Here is an 18,259-nt window from a genome sequence, read left to right on the forward strand (position 1 = left end):
CAGTAAGACTAAAGTTCCCTCTCGGATGACATTTCCCACCGAGGGCCAGATTAGCTCTGGTGTGCCAGCGCACGAATAATATAGATCAATCAGGCATGAGGTGGATAGTAAAGTTCGCCATGTAATCTGGAATTGCAATAAATAATAAGTAGCGTTTCTGCTTGATTTATAATTTATTTCTCAGCCAATCATCTCGATTGGGTGATGGTGTTCGTAAAATACAAAGATGCAAAAGCATCTCAAGGGGAGAGTGAGAGATATGCGAAGCACAATTGTGCAGGCTTTGACGGCTACGGCGATGATGTCAGGTGTCGTTCCTGTATCGGCTTTCGCGCAAGGCAGTGATCAAGCGGCGCTACCGTCGGGCGGAGATGCTGTGGCGAATGCCGAGCACGAGATCATCGTGACGGCACAAAAGCGCGAGCAGAAGCTCTCCGATGTGGGGCTTTCGATCACCGCTGCCACGGGTGAGCAGCTTGAGACCCGCGGCGTGACTGGCGTCGAGGATCTCGCCAAGATCGAACCGAGCATGCAGCTTTCAAAAGGCTACAAGGGCGCGCCGGTCTACACCATTCGCGGCGTGGGTTTCTATGAGCTCGGCATCATGGCGCCGCCCACGGTCAGTCTTTATCAGGACGAGGTGCCGTTTCCCTATGCGGTGCTGTCCAGTGGTGCGATGCTCGACGTACAGCGCGTGGAAGTGCTGAAGGGGCCGCAAGGCATTCTCTATGGCCAGAATGCGACCGGCGGTGCCGTCAATTTCATCGCCAACCGCCCCACGCCCGCCCTGTCGGCCGGCTTCAACGCCACGTACGGCCGTTTCGATGCCATGCACTTCGACGCTTTCATCAGCGGCCCGATCTCGGATACGCTGGGGGTCAGGGTTTCGGGCGCCACGGATCAGGGCGGTGCCTGGCAGAAAAGCAATACCCGTGATGAGAAGCTTGGCGACAAGGACTATCTGGCTGGACGTATCCTGCTCGACTGGGAGCCGAGCGACAGCTTCCGGATGTCTCTCAACCTCAACGGCTGGCGCGACAAGTCCGATGTCCAGGCGAGCCAACTCGTGGGCTTCGTTCTCAATCTCCCGGCGGCTGCCAGCGAACCCGGTTTCGCTTCGGTTCTGGCGAACCAGCCCTCACCGGCGAACGCGCGGGCGGCCGACTGGGTGGACGGCTACCATCCGCAGTTCGACCGTAAGTTCTATCAGGCAGCCTTGCGGATGGACCTTGATCTGTCGGACGACATCGGGCTGACCTCGCTAACCAGCTATCAGCATCTGAAGGGACGCGACCAGTTCGATTATGCGGGTGTCAACACCCTCAACTATACCAGCACCGGCCATTCCAGGATCAGGTCCTTCTTCCAGGAACTGCGTCTGCATGGCAGCATCGGGGGCGAAGGCACCTGGATGATCGGCGCCAACTACGAACGCGACAAGTCCTCATGGTACGATGATCTGAACGCGTTTTTCTCGGCGAGTTACATCACGACCTATCTGGCAGGTCTCGATCCTTGGCACAGTGCCATCGACGTGAGCATTCGCGACATCAAAACCAAGTCGATCTTTGCCAATGTTTCTTACCCGTTGACGCCGACGCTCACCCTGAACGGCGGCATTCGCTACACAAAGGCGGACTCAAAGTTTGCGGCCTGCGACGGATCGCGCGACACCCTTGCCGATTTCTCCGGCGCGATAAGGGCAACCTGGCCGGACAATCCCGATTTCGACACCCAGTGCTACACCGTCCTGCCGGACGGGACGAACGGGCATTTCTATCGTCCCGAATTGCATGAGGACAATGTCCCCTGGCGCGTCGGTCTGGAATGGAAGGTCACGCCGAATTCGCTGCTCTATACGGTGGTTAGCAAGGGCTACAAGGCGGGCTCGCTGCCCACGGTCGGCGCCAGCAGCTACAAGACGCTGGTGCCTGCAGTGCAGGAATCGCTGCAGGCATACGAAGTGGGCTACAAGGGGCAGTTGTTCGATCGCCGTCTCGATCTGACCCTCGCGGCCTTCCACTATGACTACAAGAACAAGCAGATGCTGGGCCGCATCCTGGATGATATCTTCGGGCCGCTTCCTTCGCTTCTGAACATTCCCAAGTCCCGCGTGAACGGTGCCGAAGCGAGCTTTGTCTGGCATGACGGCGGGTTCACGATCGATGGAGCGGCGACCTATGTCGACGCCAAGGTCACCGGGACCTTCCTGAACTTCGATGCCTATGGAAATGCCATTGACTTCAAGGGCGAGGCTTTCCCCTTCACGCCGAAATGGTCGTTGCAGGGAGGCATTCGTTACGACTGGTCGCTCAGTGACGATCTCTCGGCCTTTGTCGCGGCGCGCGGGTCATACCAGACCAGGACGGTGTCGGCCTTCGGCAATCAGTCCGCGATCGATGCAGGCCTGCCTTCACTGGCCAACAAGGCTTACGGATTGCTCGATCTTTCTGCCGGGATCGAGTCCGAAAGCGGCCGTTGGCGCGCCGAGATCTGGGGGCGCAACGTGACCAATACCTATTACTGGACCGCGGTGAACTACAACATCGACACGGTGACGAAGTTTGCGGGCATGCCGGTCACCTACGGCATTACACTTGGATACAAGTACTAGAAAAACTGGGAAATTCTACCTCGCCTTCAAGGCGCTTGCCGAAGGCGGGGTAGGATTCTCAGCCGACAGGAAAACCAGAAATACTGCGAGGCATTCCAGACCTGAATTCTGGAAAGGAGATGGCATATGAGCGAAGGAAAGGCGCCTGTGGAGGGCGGACTTGGCACGCTGACAAACCCGGAAATCCAGCGCTGCCCGTTTGATTTCTTCAACAAGGTGCAAAGCGATGCGCCGGTCTATCATGACCCCGGTACGGGCATGTACATGATTACCCGCTATGACGACATTGCATACGTAGCGGATCATCCCGAGCTTTTCTCCAGCAACACCGGGGTGATTTTTGACCGCTCGACTTCGCCGGTCGCCGCCGAGATCCGTCATCGGTTCGAAACGCACGGCGTGCTTGAAGCCGCCTTGCTCAATGCGGACGATCCGCCGCGCCACACGAAGCACCGGGCGCTGGTCAGCCCGGCTTTCTCACCCGCGGCGATCAAACGGCTTGAGCCGAAGATCCAGCAGATGGCGGATGACCTGATCGATGCCTTTATCGAACGCGGCACGGTGGATATCCGGGCTGAATTCGGTGTCATGCTGCCGGCCTTTATCATGGCCGACTACTTCGGGATCGAACGCAAGGACTATGGCAAGTTCGTAAGATGGGCAGCCGCTTCGCTGGAGCGCATCGATCCCACCAACTCGCCGGAAAAGGAACTGGCGCTGGTCGATGAGATCATCGATCTGCAGAATTATGTCCTTGAGGCTGCCGCGCGCTATCGCAAGGAGCCGGCGGACAATTTCCTGAGCACTCTGGCGAACGGTGAAGTCGATGGCGTCCGGCTGACGGATTCCGAACTCGCCTCGCTGGTGCAGCAGATACTCCTGGCGGGGACCGAAACAACCGGTAATGCCATCCCCGCAGGCATGTATGTGCTGATGAAGGATCCGGTGCTCCTCAAACGGCTGCAGGACGATCCCAAGCTTATTCCGAACTTTGTCGAGGAAGTGATCCGCACGAACCTTTCGGTGCTCACACTGTTCCGCAAGGCCACGAGCGACACGCAGATCGCCGGCTACGACGTTCCCGAGGGCGCGATCGTTCAGGCCAGCTTCCTTGCTGCCAACCGCGATCCGGCGAAATGGGAGCGCCCGGCGGACTTCGACATCGACCGCAAGGACCTGCGGCGTCATCTCGGTTTCGGACGCGGCATCCATACCTGCCTGGGCAACACCCTGGCGCGTGCCGATATGCGCATCGCGTTCGAGCGGCTGCTGACCCGGCTCAAGGATGTGCGTCTGTCCTCAGCTCACCCCGAACCCGAATTCGAGGCGACGTTCCAGATCCGCTCGCTTCCCGAGCTGTATCTGGATTTCACCCCCGGACCACGCTTGGGCTGAGGCGGTAGCCGAAGGCGTGTCTGGGTTGCCCGTATGGAACCTGCGATTGCAATCCATGGCCGCCTTCGGCCCCGGTCCCGTTCTCACGGCTCGGCCCGGGGCAAGCGTGCTGCCGATAGACGGGAGCGGAGTTGAACCTTGCCGGGAAATTCTAAGGGAGAAGTGGAATCATGACGTCCTTGCAGGGCAAGATCGCACTGGTGACGGGGGCGGCTTCGGGCATTGGCCGGGCAACCGCGATTGCCCTGGCACAGCGCGGTGCACGCGTCGTCCTGTCCGATCTCGATGAGCGCAAGGCGCAGGAAACGATCGCGATGATGGTGGGGGAGCCGCCGCTCTTCATCCGTTGCGATGTCTCCTCGGAAGCCGATGTGACGCAGATGTTCGACCAGATCCGCGAGCGTTTCGGCCAGCTCGACATTGCCTGCAACATTGCCGGTGTCGGCGGACGCAAGGGCGGGCCGATGTTCGCCCCGATCGCGGAAGCCGAAACCGCTGATTTCGATTTCATTCTGGCTGTCAATGTGCGGGGCCCCTGGCTGTGTATGCGTGAGGAAATGAAGATGATGACGGCGCAGAAATCCGGGGCCATCGTCAATCTCTCTTCGGTGCTGGGCAAGGCAGGCATGGCCGGATCCGCACCTTATGCGGCCAGCAAGCATGCGATTATCGGTCTTACCAAATCGGTCGCGCTCGAAGGGGCCGATTGCGGGGTGCGCGTCAACGCGGTCTGTCCTGGCGCAATCGCCACGCCACTGGTCGATGCGCTGGTCGGAGAGGAAGGCGAAGCCCGCAAGGGGCTGACGGCGGCGCACCCGATCGGCCGGCTCGGAACCGCGGAAGAAGTGGCGCAGGCGATTGTCTGGCTCTGCTCTGACGAATCCACCTTCGTTACCGGATCGGAACTGGTCATCGATGGGGCTTATCTGGCGCAATAGCGGGCAAGAGACAGCCAATTCTATTTGCTCAATACTGGGAGAGATCGTGTCATGACGTTAACTTTGGAGAATGCCGCGTCTGCGGAAAACGGTGGCTCCACGCAGATTCCCACCCCTGCGGAACTGATCCGGCGCGCGGAGGAAATCGCCCCCACGCTGCTCTCGCGGATCGGCGAAACCGAAAAGCGCGGCTACTACGCGCAGGATACCCATGATGCTTTTCTGGACGCAGGGTTCTGCCGCATTCTCGCGCCCCGGGAACTGGGGGGCTATGGTTACGGGATCGATGTCTACACGAAGGTCGTTACCGCGATTGCGCGGGCCTGCCCGTCAACCGCCTGGTGCATGTGCTTCGGCGCGGCCCACGCCATCAACATTTGCACGATGTACGAGCAGGACCTGTGGCCTGAAATCATCGAATCTCCGGACTTCATCAGCCCGCTGACGGTCAAGCCCCAAGGTGAACTCGTCGAGCAGGAAGACGGCAGCTGGCTGCTGTCGGGCACTTATGACTACTGCTCGGGCGCACCTTATGCGACGGCCTTCTCCTCGCAGGCGATCCCGGTTTTTCGGGATGGCACCAAGGGTAAGCCCGTCACTTTCGTAGCGCATCGCAAGGACTGGGAGTTCCTCGACAACTGGGGCAACATGCTTGGCCTCAACGGCAGCGGTTCGCAGAGCCTGAAGTTTGTGAATACGCGGATCGAGGATCGCTTTGTCATCCACAAGGAAGTGCTGACGCTGCAACCCGATCCTCGCGATCCGGAAAGCCCGAAGCATGGTGATAATCCGGCTTACTACGGGCGCTATCTCAGTTTCCTGGGCATGGAACCCGCCGCAGTTGCGCTGGGTGCCCTGAAGGGCGCGCTCGACTACTATGCCGACCAGATGAAGAAGCGCACGACCATGCGCCCGCCGATTGGCCTGCGTTCCGAAGACAGCGATTACCGCCGCTGGTACGGAACGGTCCTGGGGCAGGCGTCCGTCGCGGAATCGCTGCTGAACGATATCACGCAGCGCTGGATGGAATCGGCACGCCTGAACATGCTGGGGGAGAAGGAATTCTCCGTCGAGGATGACATCCGCTACCTCTACACGGCCTACGAAGTGATCAAGATCTGCTGGAACGCGATGGACACGCTGTGGTTTTCCACCGGCTCTTCCTCGGCCCAGAACGGCAATCGGATGCAGTATTACTTTCGCGAAATCGCCGCGATCCGCAACCATGCGCTCAATACGTTCACGGATTTGCTGACGCGGGACCTTTGCGATCGTGTGCTGGGGACGCCGGGCGATGGCGCGGATTCTTTCTATGGCAACAGCTTCAAGAACACGGGCACGCAGCGCTGAGATCAAGCTTCGAATTGTGCGTGCTGATTTTTCTTCAGGATATCGAATGATACTTCCATCAATATATGTGGAACGCGGCGGCGATGGCTTTTGGAGCCCTTCTTCATGGAGGCCGCAATGAGCAAGGTGATCATCAGCTGCGCGGTGACGGGTGCGGTGCATACGCCGACGATGAGCCCGCATCTTCCGGTGACACCGGACGAGATCGCGACGCAGGCGATCGAGGCCGCGGAAGCGGGGGCGGCGATTCTGCACTTGCATGCGCGCTATCCGGAAGACGGACGCCCGTCGCCCGATCCGGCGCTGTTCATGCAGTTCCTGCCCCGCATCAAGCAATCGACGGACGCGGTGGTGAACATCACCACCGGCGGTTCGTGGACGATGACGCTGGAGGAAAGGCTGGCGGCCGCGGAGCGCGCCTCGCCTGAACTCGCCTCGCTCAACATGGGGTCGATGAACTTCGGCATGTTCCCGATGCTGGGCAAGTACAAGGACTTCAAGTTCGGGTGGGAACGCGAACTGCTGGAAGGCTCGCGCGAGACCATCTTCCGCAATACCTTCGCTGACATCGAAGGCATTCTGGAGCGGCTGGGCAAGGGCCACGGCACCAAGTTCGAGTTCGAGTGCTACGATACCTCGCATCTCTACACGCTGGCGCATTTCCTCGATCGCAAGCTGGTGACACCGCCGCTGTTCGTCCAGTCGATCTTCGGCATTCTGGGCGGTCAGGGCGCGGACAGCGAGACGCTGATGCATGCCCGGCGCACGGCGGACCGGCTGTTTGGCGGCGATTACCACTGGTCGGTCATGGCCAGCGGCAAGCACCAGTTGCGGCTCGGGACGATGGGTGCGCTCAACGGCGCGAATGTGCGTGTCGGGCTGGAGGACTCGCTCTACGCCGGCAAGGGCAAGCTGGCGACGTCGAACGCCGAGCAGGTTCGCATGATCCGCTCCATTGTCGAGCAACTCTCGATGGAAGTCGCGACGCCCGAGGAAGCCCGCCAGATCCTCGCACTCAAGGGCGGAGATCAGGTCGGATTCTGAACGTGTCCCGCATTGCCGGGACCATGACCACTTCTGAAACGAGGTAGGCTACGATGCCCAAATTGAATGTCATCAATCGCGAAGGTGAGAAGTTTGCCGTGGAGGCGCCCGAAGGCGTTTCGGTGATGGAAGCGATCCGTAACAATGGCTTCGATGAACTGATCGCCCAGTGTGGCGGCGCCTGCAGCTGCGCCACCTGTCATGTCCACGTCGCCCCCGGGTTCATCGGCAAGCTGCCGCCGATCAGCGAGGACGAGGACGTCCTTCTCGATAGCTCTGACTGCCGCGACGAATACTCGCGTCTCTCCTGCCAATTGCACATGACCGCCGATCTCGACGGTCTTGAAGTCAGGATCGCAGAGAACTTCTGATCCCAGCCCGAAGTTTGGGAAAAGCGACGAGAGAGAGAGAGTTGGAATGGCAGAGAGGTTTGCAAAGGCAGTCGTGCTCATCACTGGGGCACTGGGGGCGCTTGGCTCGGCAATGGCGAGGAATTTCGCGGCGGAAGGGGCAAGCGTCATCCTGACAGACGCTCAGGAGAACGATGGCAGCCTGATCGCGGAACTGGGCGTGGGTTGCCGCTTCGTGCCGCTGGACGTGACAGATGCCGATGCATGGCATGCGGCCGTCGAAAAGGTGGAAGCGGATGTGGGGCCGGTCACTGTGCTGGTGAACAATGCCGGCATTGTCGGCATGGGCGGCATCGAGGATCTGGCGCTGGAGAACTGGCGCAAGGTGTTCGATATCAATCTCATCGGCTCGCTGCTGGGCATTCGCGCCGTGGCGCCATCAATGCGCAAGGCTGGCGGAGGCGCGATCGTGAACATCTCGTCCATGGCCGGCCTGCAGGCTACGCCCGGCCTGGCGGCCTATGGCGCCAGTAAATGGGCGATCCGCTCGCTCACCAAGACGGCGGCGGCCGAGCTTGCCCCCGACAACATTCGCGTCAACTCGGTGCATCCCGGCATCGTCGAGACGCCCATGGCCTACCATCCCGAAACGGGTGAACCGCATATTCCGGTCGACAGCCTGCCTATCGCGCGAAATGCGGACCCGAATGAGATCGCGCGGATGGTGCTTTTCATCGCCAGTGAGGCGACGTTCTCGACCGGATCGGAATTCATCGCCGATGGCGGTTACGCGCTGCGCGGCGTGCCGGGTCAGAAATGACAGCTTTCCGAAGGGGGGCTTATGGAAATTGATCCGCTTGATTACAGCCGGATTTGCCACCTGATGGTCCGGTATTCGCACGCGGTCGATTTCGGACGGCCCGGCGATCTTGCCGAATGCTTTACCGCTGACGGGTTCTTCGAGATCGCGGGCATCCCATCGGACGATCCTTTGGCGGGGCCCTTCCGCGGTCCCGAGGGCCTGCGCCGCCTTTGCGAGATCTTGTGGGATTCCGTCAGGGGGCATGGCCGTCACTGGGTACAACCGCCGTTGATCGAAAGTGTCGGCAAGGACGTCGTGCAGACACGGACCTATGTCATGTTCGTTCGTGTCGGAAATGTGCCGGCTGCGGGTATTCTTTCGACCGGGATGTATAGGGATGAATTCCACATGGTGGATGGCCGCTGGCTTTTGGCCAGCCGGATTTTCTCCGGAGATCCGCAGCCCGGGCACGTGGGAGAAGGATCCAATCCGTTGATTTGGGCAAGGGATGATTTTGTCGGTCGGGTCGAGGGGAAGAACTGAGTTTCCGGCCTGCGGGGCAAAGATGCGTGGATGCGAGACGGGGGAGGCTGGATCGATCGGTCTCCGTGCCTTTCCGTTCTTGCTTGCCGATACAATTCGTAACGCTCGGTCATCGGTGTGCAGCACGGCGGTGACTGGCTTCGGCGAGAGCGGGCGGCTGAACTGTACAGCCGCCAGGAACACGCCATGGTCAAGCGGGCGATGCCCCTATCCGTTATCGATGCGAGGCGTGGCCTCGCCTTGCGAAGCAAGCTCGCCCTGGTGCTCGGCATCGCCGTCGCAGGGCCTGTCGAAGCTGAAACGCTGCAGGATGCCCTCGCCGCAGCTTACCGGACCAACCCGACACTTGCCGCGGCGCGGGCAAACCAGCGTGCGACGGATGAATTCGTGCCGTTGGCCAAGGCGGATGGCCGCCCGGCCGCCTCGGCGGGCATTAGCTACACCGAGCAGATTGCGCGCACTGCGCAAACCTTCCCGAACACGGGCTATTCCCTAGAGACGACGCCTGCCCGCTCGCTTGCCGGTCAGGCGTCGGTTTCGGTTCCGCTCTACAGCGGGGGCTCGATCCGCAATGCCGTCCGGGCCGCCAGAGCCCAGGTCGAGGCAGGACGGAGCGGCCTGCGCGGCACCGAGGCAGCCGTGTTTTCCAGCGTCGCGGCAGCCTACATGGACGTGATCCGCGACAGCGAACTGGTTGTCCTCAACGAGGGGAACGTCGCGACACTCGAAGTCAATCGTCGTGCAGTTTCAGACCGGTATGCGGTTGGTGATCTGACCCGCACGGACGTCGTGCAGTCGCAGTCGCGCCTGGATATGGCTCTGGCCGATCTGGAACGCGCGCGGGCGCAACTGATCGGCTCCAAGGAAAACTATCTGGCGTTGGTGGGCTCCCCGCCGCAGGATCTCGAAATCCCGCCGACATTGCAGGGGCTGCCCGACACGCCGGATGCTGCCGTCGCCGATGCTTTGTCCGACAACCCCGATCTGACCGCCTCGCGCCAGGACATAACGGCTGCGGGTTACGATGTCAGGGCCGCCAAAGGGCAGGTCATGCCGCGCGTGACGGCTTTCGCTGATGGCAGCTATGCGGACTTTCTGGGAAGTGAAGATTCCCGCTGGGGATCGGCCACCAACCGCAATGCCGCGGTGGGCCTTTCGATCAGTCTCCCGCTGTACCAGGGCGGCCGGCCTGCGGCGGCACAGCGTCAGGCGCAGGCCCGAAAATCCGCCGCAATGGAACATGCGATGGAAGTGGAGCGTGGCGTAGTCGCGCAAGTGCGCGCCTCCTATGCGAGCTGGCGGGCCGCGCTGGCTACCATCGCCTCCATGCAGTCGGCCGTCGAGGCGGCGGAACTCGCGCTCCAGGGTGTGAAGGCAGAGCATTCCGTGGGGACCAGAACGGTGCTCGATATCCTGAATGCGCAGCAGGAAGCTCTCAGTGCCAGAGGCCAGCTCGTCACGGCACAGCGGGACGCCTATGTGGCGGGCTTTACGCTGCTGGCTGTGATGGGGCATGCAGACGCGCGCGAACTGGGGCTGGACATGTCCGGCACAAGCGATCCCGGCAGCAACTACCGCCGCGTTCGCGGCAAGGTCTTCGACTATTCCTTTGACCCCGAACCGGCGCGGATAGCGCCTTCCACGGCACCGTTGCCCGCGCAGGATGGCACGCCGGTCAAAGTTCCGCAGGCTTTCTAGAGGGCCTGATACACTTCGAAACGCGCGGTTATCCCCTCGCATTACTGGCGTTACGGCGTTTGTGCACTGTGCGGTCATCAGGGGATAACCGAAGACCAAGGAGCGATAGTCATGTCTCCTCGAACAGCAATTCTCGCAATCACCATTCTGGCTGCCATGCCGCTTCCGGCTGCAGCGCAGGCCCGGCATGGCAGTGTTCATGTGCAAGGGCCGAACGGCGGCGGGTGGAGCGCCCAGCGTTCGGCTCAGGGCGGGCCGGGATGGCGCTCCGTCGATCGCAGCGTGACCACCAACGATGGACGGCAAGTCAGCGCTTCGCGCGATGCGAACTGGGGCGGCGGCACGTATAACCGTAGCACGACCGTCACCGGGCCAAACGGCGGTACCGCCACGCGGGAGGTCCATCGCGATGCTCCGCCGCCGCCGGTCTACCGCGGCCCGCGGCGGGGTTACTATTACGCGCCGGGCTATGGCTATTACCGGGTTCCTACCGGCTATTATGGACGGGTCTGGGCAGTGGGTGTCGTCGTTCCGGTTCCGCTGCGGCGGTACTATGTGCCGGCGCCGGCGGTCTATGGCCTTGCCGCGGCACCAGCCGGATGCAGCTGGATCTTTGCCGGAAACCGGATCGTGCTGGTGGTGAACCAGACCGGCGTGGTCGTTCGGCTCGGTCCGGTGTTCTGGTGATCGCCGTCACGGGAATCGCCGGGCAGCACCGAAAGCCATGGCGCATTGCCACGCTGGCTCCGGCCATCCTGTTGGCGGGCTGTGCCGGAGCCAGGATCACGGGCTTCACGGCCGTGGGGTCAACCGCGACCGCGCCGGAAACCATCGTTGTCGATGTGGCCGTGCCCGCTTCGTCAGACCGGACTTTGCGGGACGTAGCGGCCAAGTTGGAAAATCGCCTCGTCAAGGACATGCGCAAGCGGGGCCTGCCTGCGATCAGTACCGCAAGGCCGGGGAGCGTGCCGGCAACGCGTCTGGACTTGCGGATCGTCGATTACCGGCGCGGAGACGAGGCTGCGCGGATGCTGATCGGCTTCGGTGCCGGCAAGTCGGCGATGACAGTTGCCGCAACCCTCGTCACGCCCGGAGGTTCCAGTTTTACACTGGATGCGCGGGCGCACAGCGGCGCCAGGCCGGGGCTCATCCTGCCGGGCGGGGTAGCCGCCGCGACTGGCGAGGTCATGCATCTGGCGATAGGGGGCACGATAAGGATTGCGGCCGGCCTGCATGACGGCGGCGGAGGCGATATCGCCCGGATTTCGCGCGTGGTGAGCCGCCGGGTGGCGGCATACTACAAACCTTCGCCGCCATCCTGACCGGTGAAGGTCAAGATCACCCGCAGGCCCGAAGCAGGGGCGTTCTCGAAGTGCACCGCTATGCCGTTGCGTTCGGCCAGGGCCCGAACGATGGCCAGCCCCAGCCCGGCTCCGCCGGTTGCTCGGTCGCGTGAGGGATCGAGCCGCTCGAAGGGTTCCCCAAGCCTTGCCAGCGCCGGCTCGGGAACGCCAGGCCCATCGTCTTCGACTGTCAGGGTTACGGTATTGCCGTGCCGATCGGCGCGGAAGTGCACATGGCTTCCGTAGCGCAATCCGTTGTCGATCAGGTTCGCGAAGATCCGGCGCAGCGCCAGCGGCTCGGCCTTGACCGGGAGGGGGGAGGGCAGCGGGTCGATCACGATGGCATCGCCGGTCTCGCGGCATATCTCTTCCATGGCCATGAGTTCCGCGCTCAGATCGATCCGCCGCAGCTCGGGGTCGGGCAGGGCGTCCTGCCGCGCGAACAGCAGCGTATCCTCCAGAAGATCATGCATTTCGGCGAGATCGCGAATGGCGCGTTGACGATGCTCGGGATCGTCGATGAACTCCGCGCGCAGCCGCAAGCGCGTGAGATAAGTCCGCATGTCGTGGGCGACAGCGGCCAGCAGCCGTGTTCGCTCGTTGACCAGCCCGCGAATGCGTGCCTTCATGTCGTTGAAGGCAGCGCTGACATCGCGCAGTTCCTGGGCGCCTTGCAGAGGCAGATCGGGCGCGTCGAGCTTGTCCGAGAAATCGCGGATGCGGCGTGAAAGCTGGCTGATCGGGCGGGTCGTCTGGCGAACGGCGAGCCCGAGGGCGAACAGCATAACCGTACCCAACGCGATGCCGAGATAGGCGCGCTTGCGCATGTAGGCCTGCACTGCCGCCGAAGGCCGGCTGTCGATCAGCAGCCAGCGCCCGTCTCGCAAGCCGACGGCGAGCTTGGTGGGGTCGATGAAGTTCTGGGGGCCGGGCTGGTTCTCAAGCGGGTGATGGATGATGGCCCCCTCGCGCCAGAGCAGGACCGGGCGATCGGCGAAGGCGGCAAGATAGGCCTCGCGCTGGCTGGAAAGCCGGCCCTCCTTTTCGGAACGGACGGACGGCAGGGTTGTCACGACCTTGGCCTGGAAGGTCGAATCGTCGAAGGTCGCGATAGCCCCGGCTTGCAGGTCTGGGGGAAGGGCTTCGAGCGTGGCGGCCATGGCCTTGACCTGTTCGGGGGGCGGCAGGTTGCTGGCGGGCTCCTCGTAGACCCGGTTGGGCAGGATCAGCAGGACCGTGGCGACAGTCTGGATGAGTATGAAGCCGATCAGCAGCATGGCCGCGATGCGCAGCGAAAGGTTGTTCGACACGCTCATACGGCGAGGCCCTTGGCCGTCATGCCTTGTCGACCCTTGCGACGAAGATATAGCCCCCGCCGCGCACGGTCTTGATCAGCGTCTCACCGGACGGATGCTGCATGAGCTTGCGGCGCAGACGGCTGAGCTGGACGTCGACGGAACGGTCATAGGGCACCGCATTGCGCCCCCGTGTCCAGTCGAGCAACTGATCCCGGTTCAGCACGCGCTGGGGATGCGTGACGAAGCTGGTCAGCAGGTCGAACTCGCCGCCAGTCAGGTCGATCACTTGTCCATCCGGATCGAGCAGTGACCGGCAGCCCGTGTCGAACAGCCAGCCCATGAAGGAAAAGCGCTCCGCGCTCAGCGGGGCGGTGACGCGATTGGCGTCGCGCGTGCGGCGCAGGATCGCCCGCACCCGGGCAATCAGCTCGCGTGGATTGAAGGGCTTGGGCAGATAATCGTCTGCGCCGATTTCCAGGCCGACGATACGATCGATGTCGTCGGCCTTGGCCGTGACCATCAGCACCGGAACGTCATGGCGTGCCCGCAGCCGGCGGCACAAGGACAGCCCGTCCTCGCCCGGCAGCATGACATCGAGCACGACCAGATCGATGCGCTGGCGTTCCAGCAGGCGATCGAATTCCTCCGCCGACTTGCAGCCGGCTGGCACGAACCCTTCGCGGGCGAGAAGCTCGACGACCATGGTGCGAATTTCGCGGTCGTCCTCGACTACGGCGATCAGACTGTTTTCCACCCGCGCATTGTGCCCTTGCCCATGCGCGAAGGAAACCGCTGAACGCCTCGCGTAACCTTTCGTTACACTTCGCAATGTGGAGGAATTGGGCAGCTTACACGCGGCGAGGAGAAGTGCCTCATCCCGTCATGAGCACATATTTTGATGAACGATAAGCATCCCGCCGGAAATCTGTCGCTCAACCGTCCAGTGGCGCGGCAACGCGAGGTCAGTCCGGCACTCTATGGGCTGGTGGCGGCGTTGGCCGCCATCGTGCTGGCCATGCTGGCATGGCGCTATGTGTGGCCGCATGAAGTGGGGATCTACACGGTGCGCCGGGGCATCTACGAGCAGACGCTTTCCGGGCCTGCCGTGCTGGACGCGATCAACAAGGCGGATGTGAGTTCGCGTATCAGCGGCAGAGTGACGCGGATTCTTGCCGACCGCAACGACGTGGTTGCGGCTGGGCAGGTCGTGGCGGTGATCGAGCAGGACGATCTGCTCGGCAAAGTCTCGGCGTCGCGTGCCGGGATGGTTGCCGCACAGGACGCGCAGCGCGAGGCGAGTGCCAACCTTGCCAGTGCGCAGGCGACGCTGGCCAATGCGCGCGCGTCCTTCGACCGGCAGGCGAAGCTGCGGCGGGACGGCTGGGTGTCGGGTTCGAGCTACGATCAGGCGCAGGCTTCGCTGCGCGAGGGCGAGGCGCGGGTCGCGGCCATGCGCAGTTCCATCAGCCAGGCCCAGGCGCAGACCAAGGCGGCCGCGGCCGGCCTGCGCGCCGACGAGGCCCAGCTCGCCATGGCGACCGTGCGCGCGCCGTTCGGCGGGGTCGTGGCAGTGCGCAACCGCAATGTCGGCGATGTGCTGACGGCCGGAAGTGCGATCATGGAAATCGTCGATCCGGCGAGTATCGTCATTACCGCGCGGTTTGATGAAAGCGCCATCGGTGCGATCCATGCGGGGCAGGCCGCGCGCATCCGTTTCCCTTCGGCGCAGGACCGGCCGCTGGCGGGCCATGTCCTGCGGCTTGGCCGTGAGGTCGATCCCGAGACGCGCGAGTTTACCGTGGACATCGTTGCCGACCGCTTGCCCGCAGACTGGGCGCTCAGCCAGCGTGCGACCGTCGAAGTCCTGCTTTCCGTCAGGCCCGATACGCTCGTCATTCCGGTCTCCTTCGTCATTCCGGGCAAGGACCGGGCCGCTGTCTGGGTGCTCAATGGCGGCCGGGCGCGGCGCCGGACGGTCGAGCTGTCTGGCAGCGGTCCGAAACGGGCCGTGCGCAAGGGATTGAAGCCGGGGGACGTGCTTGTTCTGCCGCAAGATGCCTACGCGCTGATGCCAGTCGCGCGGCAAAATGGCGGGGTGTCGTGAATCTCGCGATCAAGGATATTCGCTTCAGCCTGGCCCGGTTCGCGCTCACCGCTCTGGGCATCGGGTTCCTGCTGATGGGCGCGATCGGGGCAATTGGCCTCTATCGCGGTATCGTAGCGGATGCGCTTCTGGTGATTGACCGTATCGGTGCCGACTTGTGGGTTGTGCAGGGCGAGCGGGTGGGGCCCTTCGCGGAAGGCTCGTCCATCTCCGCAACGATGGACCGCCGCGTGGAAGGCGTGCCGGGCGTGGCAGAAGTGCGGCGTTTCGTACAGTTCAGCCAGCAGTTCGCGTATGCGGGCAAGCCCCGGCGCGCGACGATCACCGGCCTCGATTATCCCAAGGACCGTGGCGGCTGGTTTGCACTCACGGCCGGACGCCACCTGGACGCAGCCCATTTCGAGGCCGTGGCGGATGTCAGCATCGGCTTGCCCTTGGGCGCCAAGGTGCGACTGGCCAAAGATGACTACACCATCGTGGGCCTCACGCGCGGGCTCGTCGATTCCGCTGGCGACGGGTTGATGTTCGTTTCCATCAACGATGCCATGGCGATCGCTTCGCGCCGGCCCAGCGAGCAGGTGCTGCTGGCGCGCGAGGCCAATGGCACCGCCGCGTCCCAGCCCGCCGACACGGGCCAAAGCTCTGTGTCGCAGGACAGCAAGATCGCGGCGGTTCTGGTCAGCCTTCAGCCGGGCGCGGACGTTGCCCAAGTGAAGGCGGCGGTGATGCACTGGGGCGATGCCAATGTCATCAGCAGGGCCGAGCAGCGCGATCTGTTGCTGAACCAGCGCTTGTGGCGGCTGCGCATCCAGATATTGGCTTTCGCATCGGTGCTGCTGCTGGTCACGGCGATCGTGATCTCGCTGATCCTCTACACGATGACGATGGAGAAACTGCACCAGATTGCGCTGATGAAGCTGCTGGGCGCGGCCAATGCCCGGATCGTGTCGATGATCCTGCAGCAGGCGGCGCTGATCGGCCTGTTCGGATTTGTGCTGGCGCTGCTGCTCTCCAACACCGTGTTCCCCTGGTTCCCCCGGCGCATTGTCATGCTGCCGCGCGATCTCGCCTTGCTGTTCGCGATCCTTTGCGGGATCTGCGTGGTGGCCAGCTGGTTCGGCATTTCCCGTGCCCTGAAAGTCCGGGCGCAGGAAGTGCTGTCGTGAACGGAGCCCCCTTGCTCAGCGTGCGGGGCGCCTCACGCCATTATCAGAGCGGCGATACGATCGTGCGCGCGCTCGACGATGCCTCGCTCGATGCCCATGCCGGGGAACTGATCGGCATCACGGGGCCCAGTGGTTCGGGCAAGAGCACGCTGCTGCTGATCTGCGGATTGCTGGAGCCGCCGACTTTCGGCGAAGTGCGCATTCGCGGTCAGCTCGTCTCCTATCCCGATGCCGACCTTGACGGGCTGCGCGGCTTCCGGCGGGACAATATCGGCTTTGTATTCCAGAAGGCGAACCTCATTCCCTTCCTGACCGCAGCCGAAAACGTGGCCGTCGCGCTGGAGATTGCGAATATCGCACCGCCGGAAGCCCACGGCTACGCGGTGGAGCTGCTGCAGGCGCTCGATCTTGGCCACCGGATCGATAACCGGCCATCGCGCCTCTCGGGCGGCGAGCAGCAACGCGTTGCGATTGCCCGCGCGCTGGCGAACGATCCGCCGCTGATCCTGGCCGACGAGCCTACCGCTGCGCTGGATAGCGTGCGGGGGCGTCAGGTGATGGAACTGTTCCGCCGCATCGCGATCGAGCGCGCGGCTTGCGTCATGGTGGTCACCCACGATCCGCGCTCGCTTGACCTGTTTGATCGCGTGATCGAGCTGGAGGACGGACGGATCGTGCCGATCGGGAAAGGCGGCGGCTGATGGGCCCTGGCAATCGGAGCATAATATCAGAGATGGGCGCGGCAAAGGCCGCTGTGGCGGCGCAGGCACAATCGTGACGGGCGAGGTCATACGAAGGTGAAGAACGCCCGCTGCATGTAACCGCGCACGCGTAACATTCGGTCACGCTTTGTCTCCACCGAGCATCACCCCGCTTACGCCGATGCGTCATTCCATCAGCATACCCCGCCGCCGGGGGCGCAAGGAGAGCATGATGAAGCGAACTTTCGTGATGACGGGCTGTCTTGCCGTCCTGACGTCGGGTTCTGTGCGCAACGGTGACGGCAGGAGTGGGGAGCTTTGCTCATTGAATTTCTGAACGCGGTGCCAGTCTCTGGTCGCGTGAGGCCGCGTCGCTTTCCCCGCCCCACCCCCTGGCGGCGCGGCCTCTTTTCCGAAAGGATGGAACATGCAGTTGAAAGTCTTGCCGCTGGCTCTTCTGGCACTGTCGCCGATGTCGGTCCATGCCCGGACGGGTCCCATGGAAATTTTGGATAACGCGGATGCCGATACGTTGCGGATGAGCAGGGACCTTGTCGCGGAGATTGGAAACCAACCTGACGCTTCAATCATTCCGTTGGACAACTAGATCCCAGGTCAGGTCAAATCGAGCGAGATATTTCCGTAATCTGTCGGCGTCATTGGTGCTTGAGCGCCTTTCTCGTGACGCGGAAAACAGCTTTCGGCCCGCATCGGACAGCGAATGGCTGTTTCGGCACGTTTCGACGACAAAACCCAATTGGACGCGATCGAACGGATCGAGCTGCGACAAGGCATTGGTGCCCAAGAGAAATTCCAATCCATCGCCGTTCGGCTCAGTGACTGCCGAAGACCGCTTCAAACGCGTGATCTCTGTGGACACGACTTCGACATCGATCCGCCCTTCGGGTGAAAA

16 protein-coding genes and 1 pseudogene are annotated in these 18,259 nt (G+C 62.6%); 14 read left to right on the forward strand and 3 right to left on the reverse strand.

From position 1 onward, the window contains the following. Nucleotides 1-376: 376 nt before the first annotated feature. The 11 genes from NN5_RS20580 (at nt 377) to NN5_RS20630 (ending at nt 12,056) form a co-directional block, all read left to right on the forward strand. Entirely contained in the window at nt 377-2,614 is a 2,238-nt protein-coding gene (locus NN5_RS20580) for a TonB-dependent receptor (protein WP_067737659.1), read from the forward strand. A gap of 126 nt (nt 2,615-2,740) precedes the next feature. After that, nucleotides 2,741-4,009, forward strand: a complete 1,269-nt coding sequence (locus tag NN5_RS20585; RefSeq protein WP_067737661.1) for a cytochrome P450 — start codon at nt 2,741-2,743, stop codon at nt 4,007-4,009. Between the two features lie 170 nt (nt 4,010-4,179). After that, nucleotides 4,180-4,947 (forward strand): SDR family NAD(P)-dependent oxidoreductase, encoded by a 768-nt coding sequence (locus NN5_RS20590; RefSeq protein WP_067737665.1) that lies wholly within the window; start codon nt 4,180-4,182, stop codon nt 4,945-4,947. 51 nt (nt 4,948-4,998) lie between these two features. Next, nucleotides 4,999-6,297 (forward strand): acyl-CoA dehydrogenase family protein, encoded by a 1,299-nt coding sequence (locus NN5_RS20595; RefSeq protein ID WP_084385072.1) that lies wholly within the window; start codon nt 4,999-5,001, stop codon nt 6,295-6,297. A gap of 117 nt (nt 6,298-6,414) precedes the next feature. Further along, nucleotides 6,415-7,341 (forward strand): 3,5-dioxohexanoate:acetyl-CoA acetone transferase, encoded by a 927-nt coding sequence (kce, locus tag NN5_RS20600; RefSeq protein WP_067737705.1) that lies wholly within the window; start codon nt 6,415-6,417, stop codon nt 7,339-7,341. A 53-nt stretch (nt 7,342-7,394) separates the two neighbouring features. Beyond that, the gene (locus NN5_RS20605; protein ID WP_067737677.1) at nt 7,395-7,712 is read left to right on the forward strand and encodes a 2Fe-2S iron-sulfur cluster-binding protein; all 318 of its coding nucleotides are present in this window, start codon (nt 7,395-7,397) and stop codon (nt 7,710-7,712) included. A gap of 73 nt (nt 7,713-7,785) precedes the next feature. Beyond that, nucleotides 7,786-8,511 carry an SDR family oxidoreductase gene (locus NN5_RS20610; protein ID WP_217998719.1) on the forward strand — a complete coding sequence of 242 codons (726 nt, stop codon included), beginning with the start codon at nt 7,786-7,788 and terminating at the stop codon, nt 8,509-8,511. A gap of 21 nt (nt 8,512-8,532) precedes the next feature. Further along, complete coding sequence (locus tag NN5_RS20615; protein ID WP_067737682.1) at nt 8,533-9,036, forward strand: nuclear transport factor 2 family protein; 504 nt, start codon at nt 8,533-8,535, stop codon at nt 9,034-9,036. Between the two features lie 201 nt (nt 9,037-9,237). After that, nucleotides 9,238-10,734 carry a TolC family outer membrane protein gene (locus NN5_RS20620; RefSeq protein WP_157081237.1) on the forward strand — a complete coding sequence of 499 codons (1,497 nt, stop codon included), beginning with the start codon at nt 9,238-9,240 and terminating at the stop codon, nt 10,732-10,734. Between the two features lie 111 nt (nt 10,735-10,845). Next, nucleotides 10,846-11,421, forward strand: a complete 576-nt coding sequence (locus NN5_RS26020; protein ID WP_157081236.1) for an RcnB family protein — start codon at nt 10,846-10,848, stop codon at nt 11,419-11,421. Beyond that, entirely contained in the window at nt 11,418-12,056 is a 639-nt protein-coding gene (locus NN5_RS20630; RefSeq protein ID WP_067737687.1) for a DUF4410 domain-containing protein, read from the forward strand. Before NN5_RS26020 ends, NN5_RS20630 begins: the two co-directional genes overlap by 4 nt. On the opposite strand, the gene NN5_RS20635 is transcribed toward NN5_RS20630, so the two are convergent. Together NN5_RS20635 and NN5_RS20640 are read right to left on the reverse strand one after the other, a co-directional pair. After that, nucleotides 12,032-13,393, reverse strand: coding sequence for an ATP-binding protein (locus NN5_RS20635; protein ID WP_067737689.1), 1,362 nt, complete (start codon nt 13,391-13,393; stop codon nt 12,032-12,034). The two genes, NN5_RS20630 and NN5_RS20635, sit on opposite strands and share 25 nt — an antisense overlap. Before the next feature lie 19 nt (nt 13,394-13,412). Further along, the gene (locus NN5_RS20640; protein ID WP_067737691.1) at nt 13,413-14,129 is read right to left on the reverse strand and encodes a response regulator; all 717 of its coding nucleotides are present in this window, start codon (nt 14,127-14,129) and stop codon (nt 13,413-13,415) included. Between the two features lie 144 nt (nt 14,130-14,273). Here NN5_RS20640 and NN5_RS20645 point away from each other — a divergent pair, with 144 nt between their 5' ends. From NN5_RS20645 to NN5_RS20655, 3 genes are read left to right on the forward strand one after another with little or no spacing between them, the layout of a single operon-like run. After that, a complete protein-coding gene (locus NN5_RS20645) occupies nt 14,274-15,479 on the forward strand; it encodes an efflux RND transporter periplasmic adaptor subunit (RefSeq protein ID WP_067737693.1) in 1,206 nt (401 codons plus the stop codon). Then, the gene (locus NN5_RS20650) at nt 15,476-16,645 is read left to right on the forward strand and encodes an ABC transporter permease (protein WP_067737696.1); all 1,170 of its coding nucleotides are present in this window, start codon (nt 15,476-15,478) and stop codon (nt 16,643-16,645) included. The genes NN5_RS20645 and NN5_RS20650 overlap by 4 nt, the downstream gene beginning before the upstream one ends. Then, complete coding sequence (locus NN5_RS20655; RefSeq protein ID WP_067737698.1) at nt 16,642-17,346, forward strand: ABC transporter ATP-binding protein; 705 nt, start codon at nt 16,642-16,644, stop codon at nt 17,344-17,346. The genes NN5_RS20650 and NN5_RS20655 overlap by 4 nt, the downstream gene beginning before the upstream one ends. Nucleotides 17,347-17,929: 583 nt before the next feature. Here NN5_RS20655 and NN5_RS26665 read toward each other — a convergent pair. Next, nucleotides 17,930-18,259, reverse strand: a pseudogene (locus NN5_RS26665) (sigma 54-dependent transcriptional regulator); the annotation flags it as partial.

It is taken from the genome of Novosphingobium naphthalenivorans NBRC 102051 (genome assembly GCF_001590985.1).
Taxonomy (GTDB): domain Bacteria; phylum Pseudomonadota; class Alphaproteobacteria; order Sphingomonadales; family Sphingomonadaceae; genus Novosphingobium; species Novosphingobium naphthalenivorans.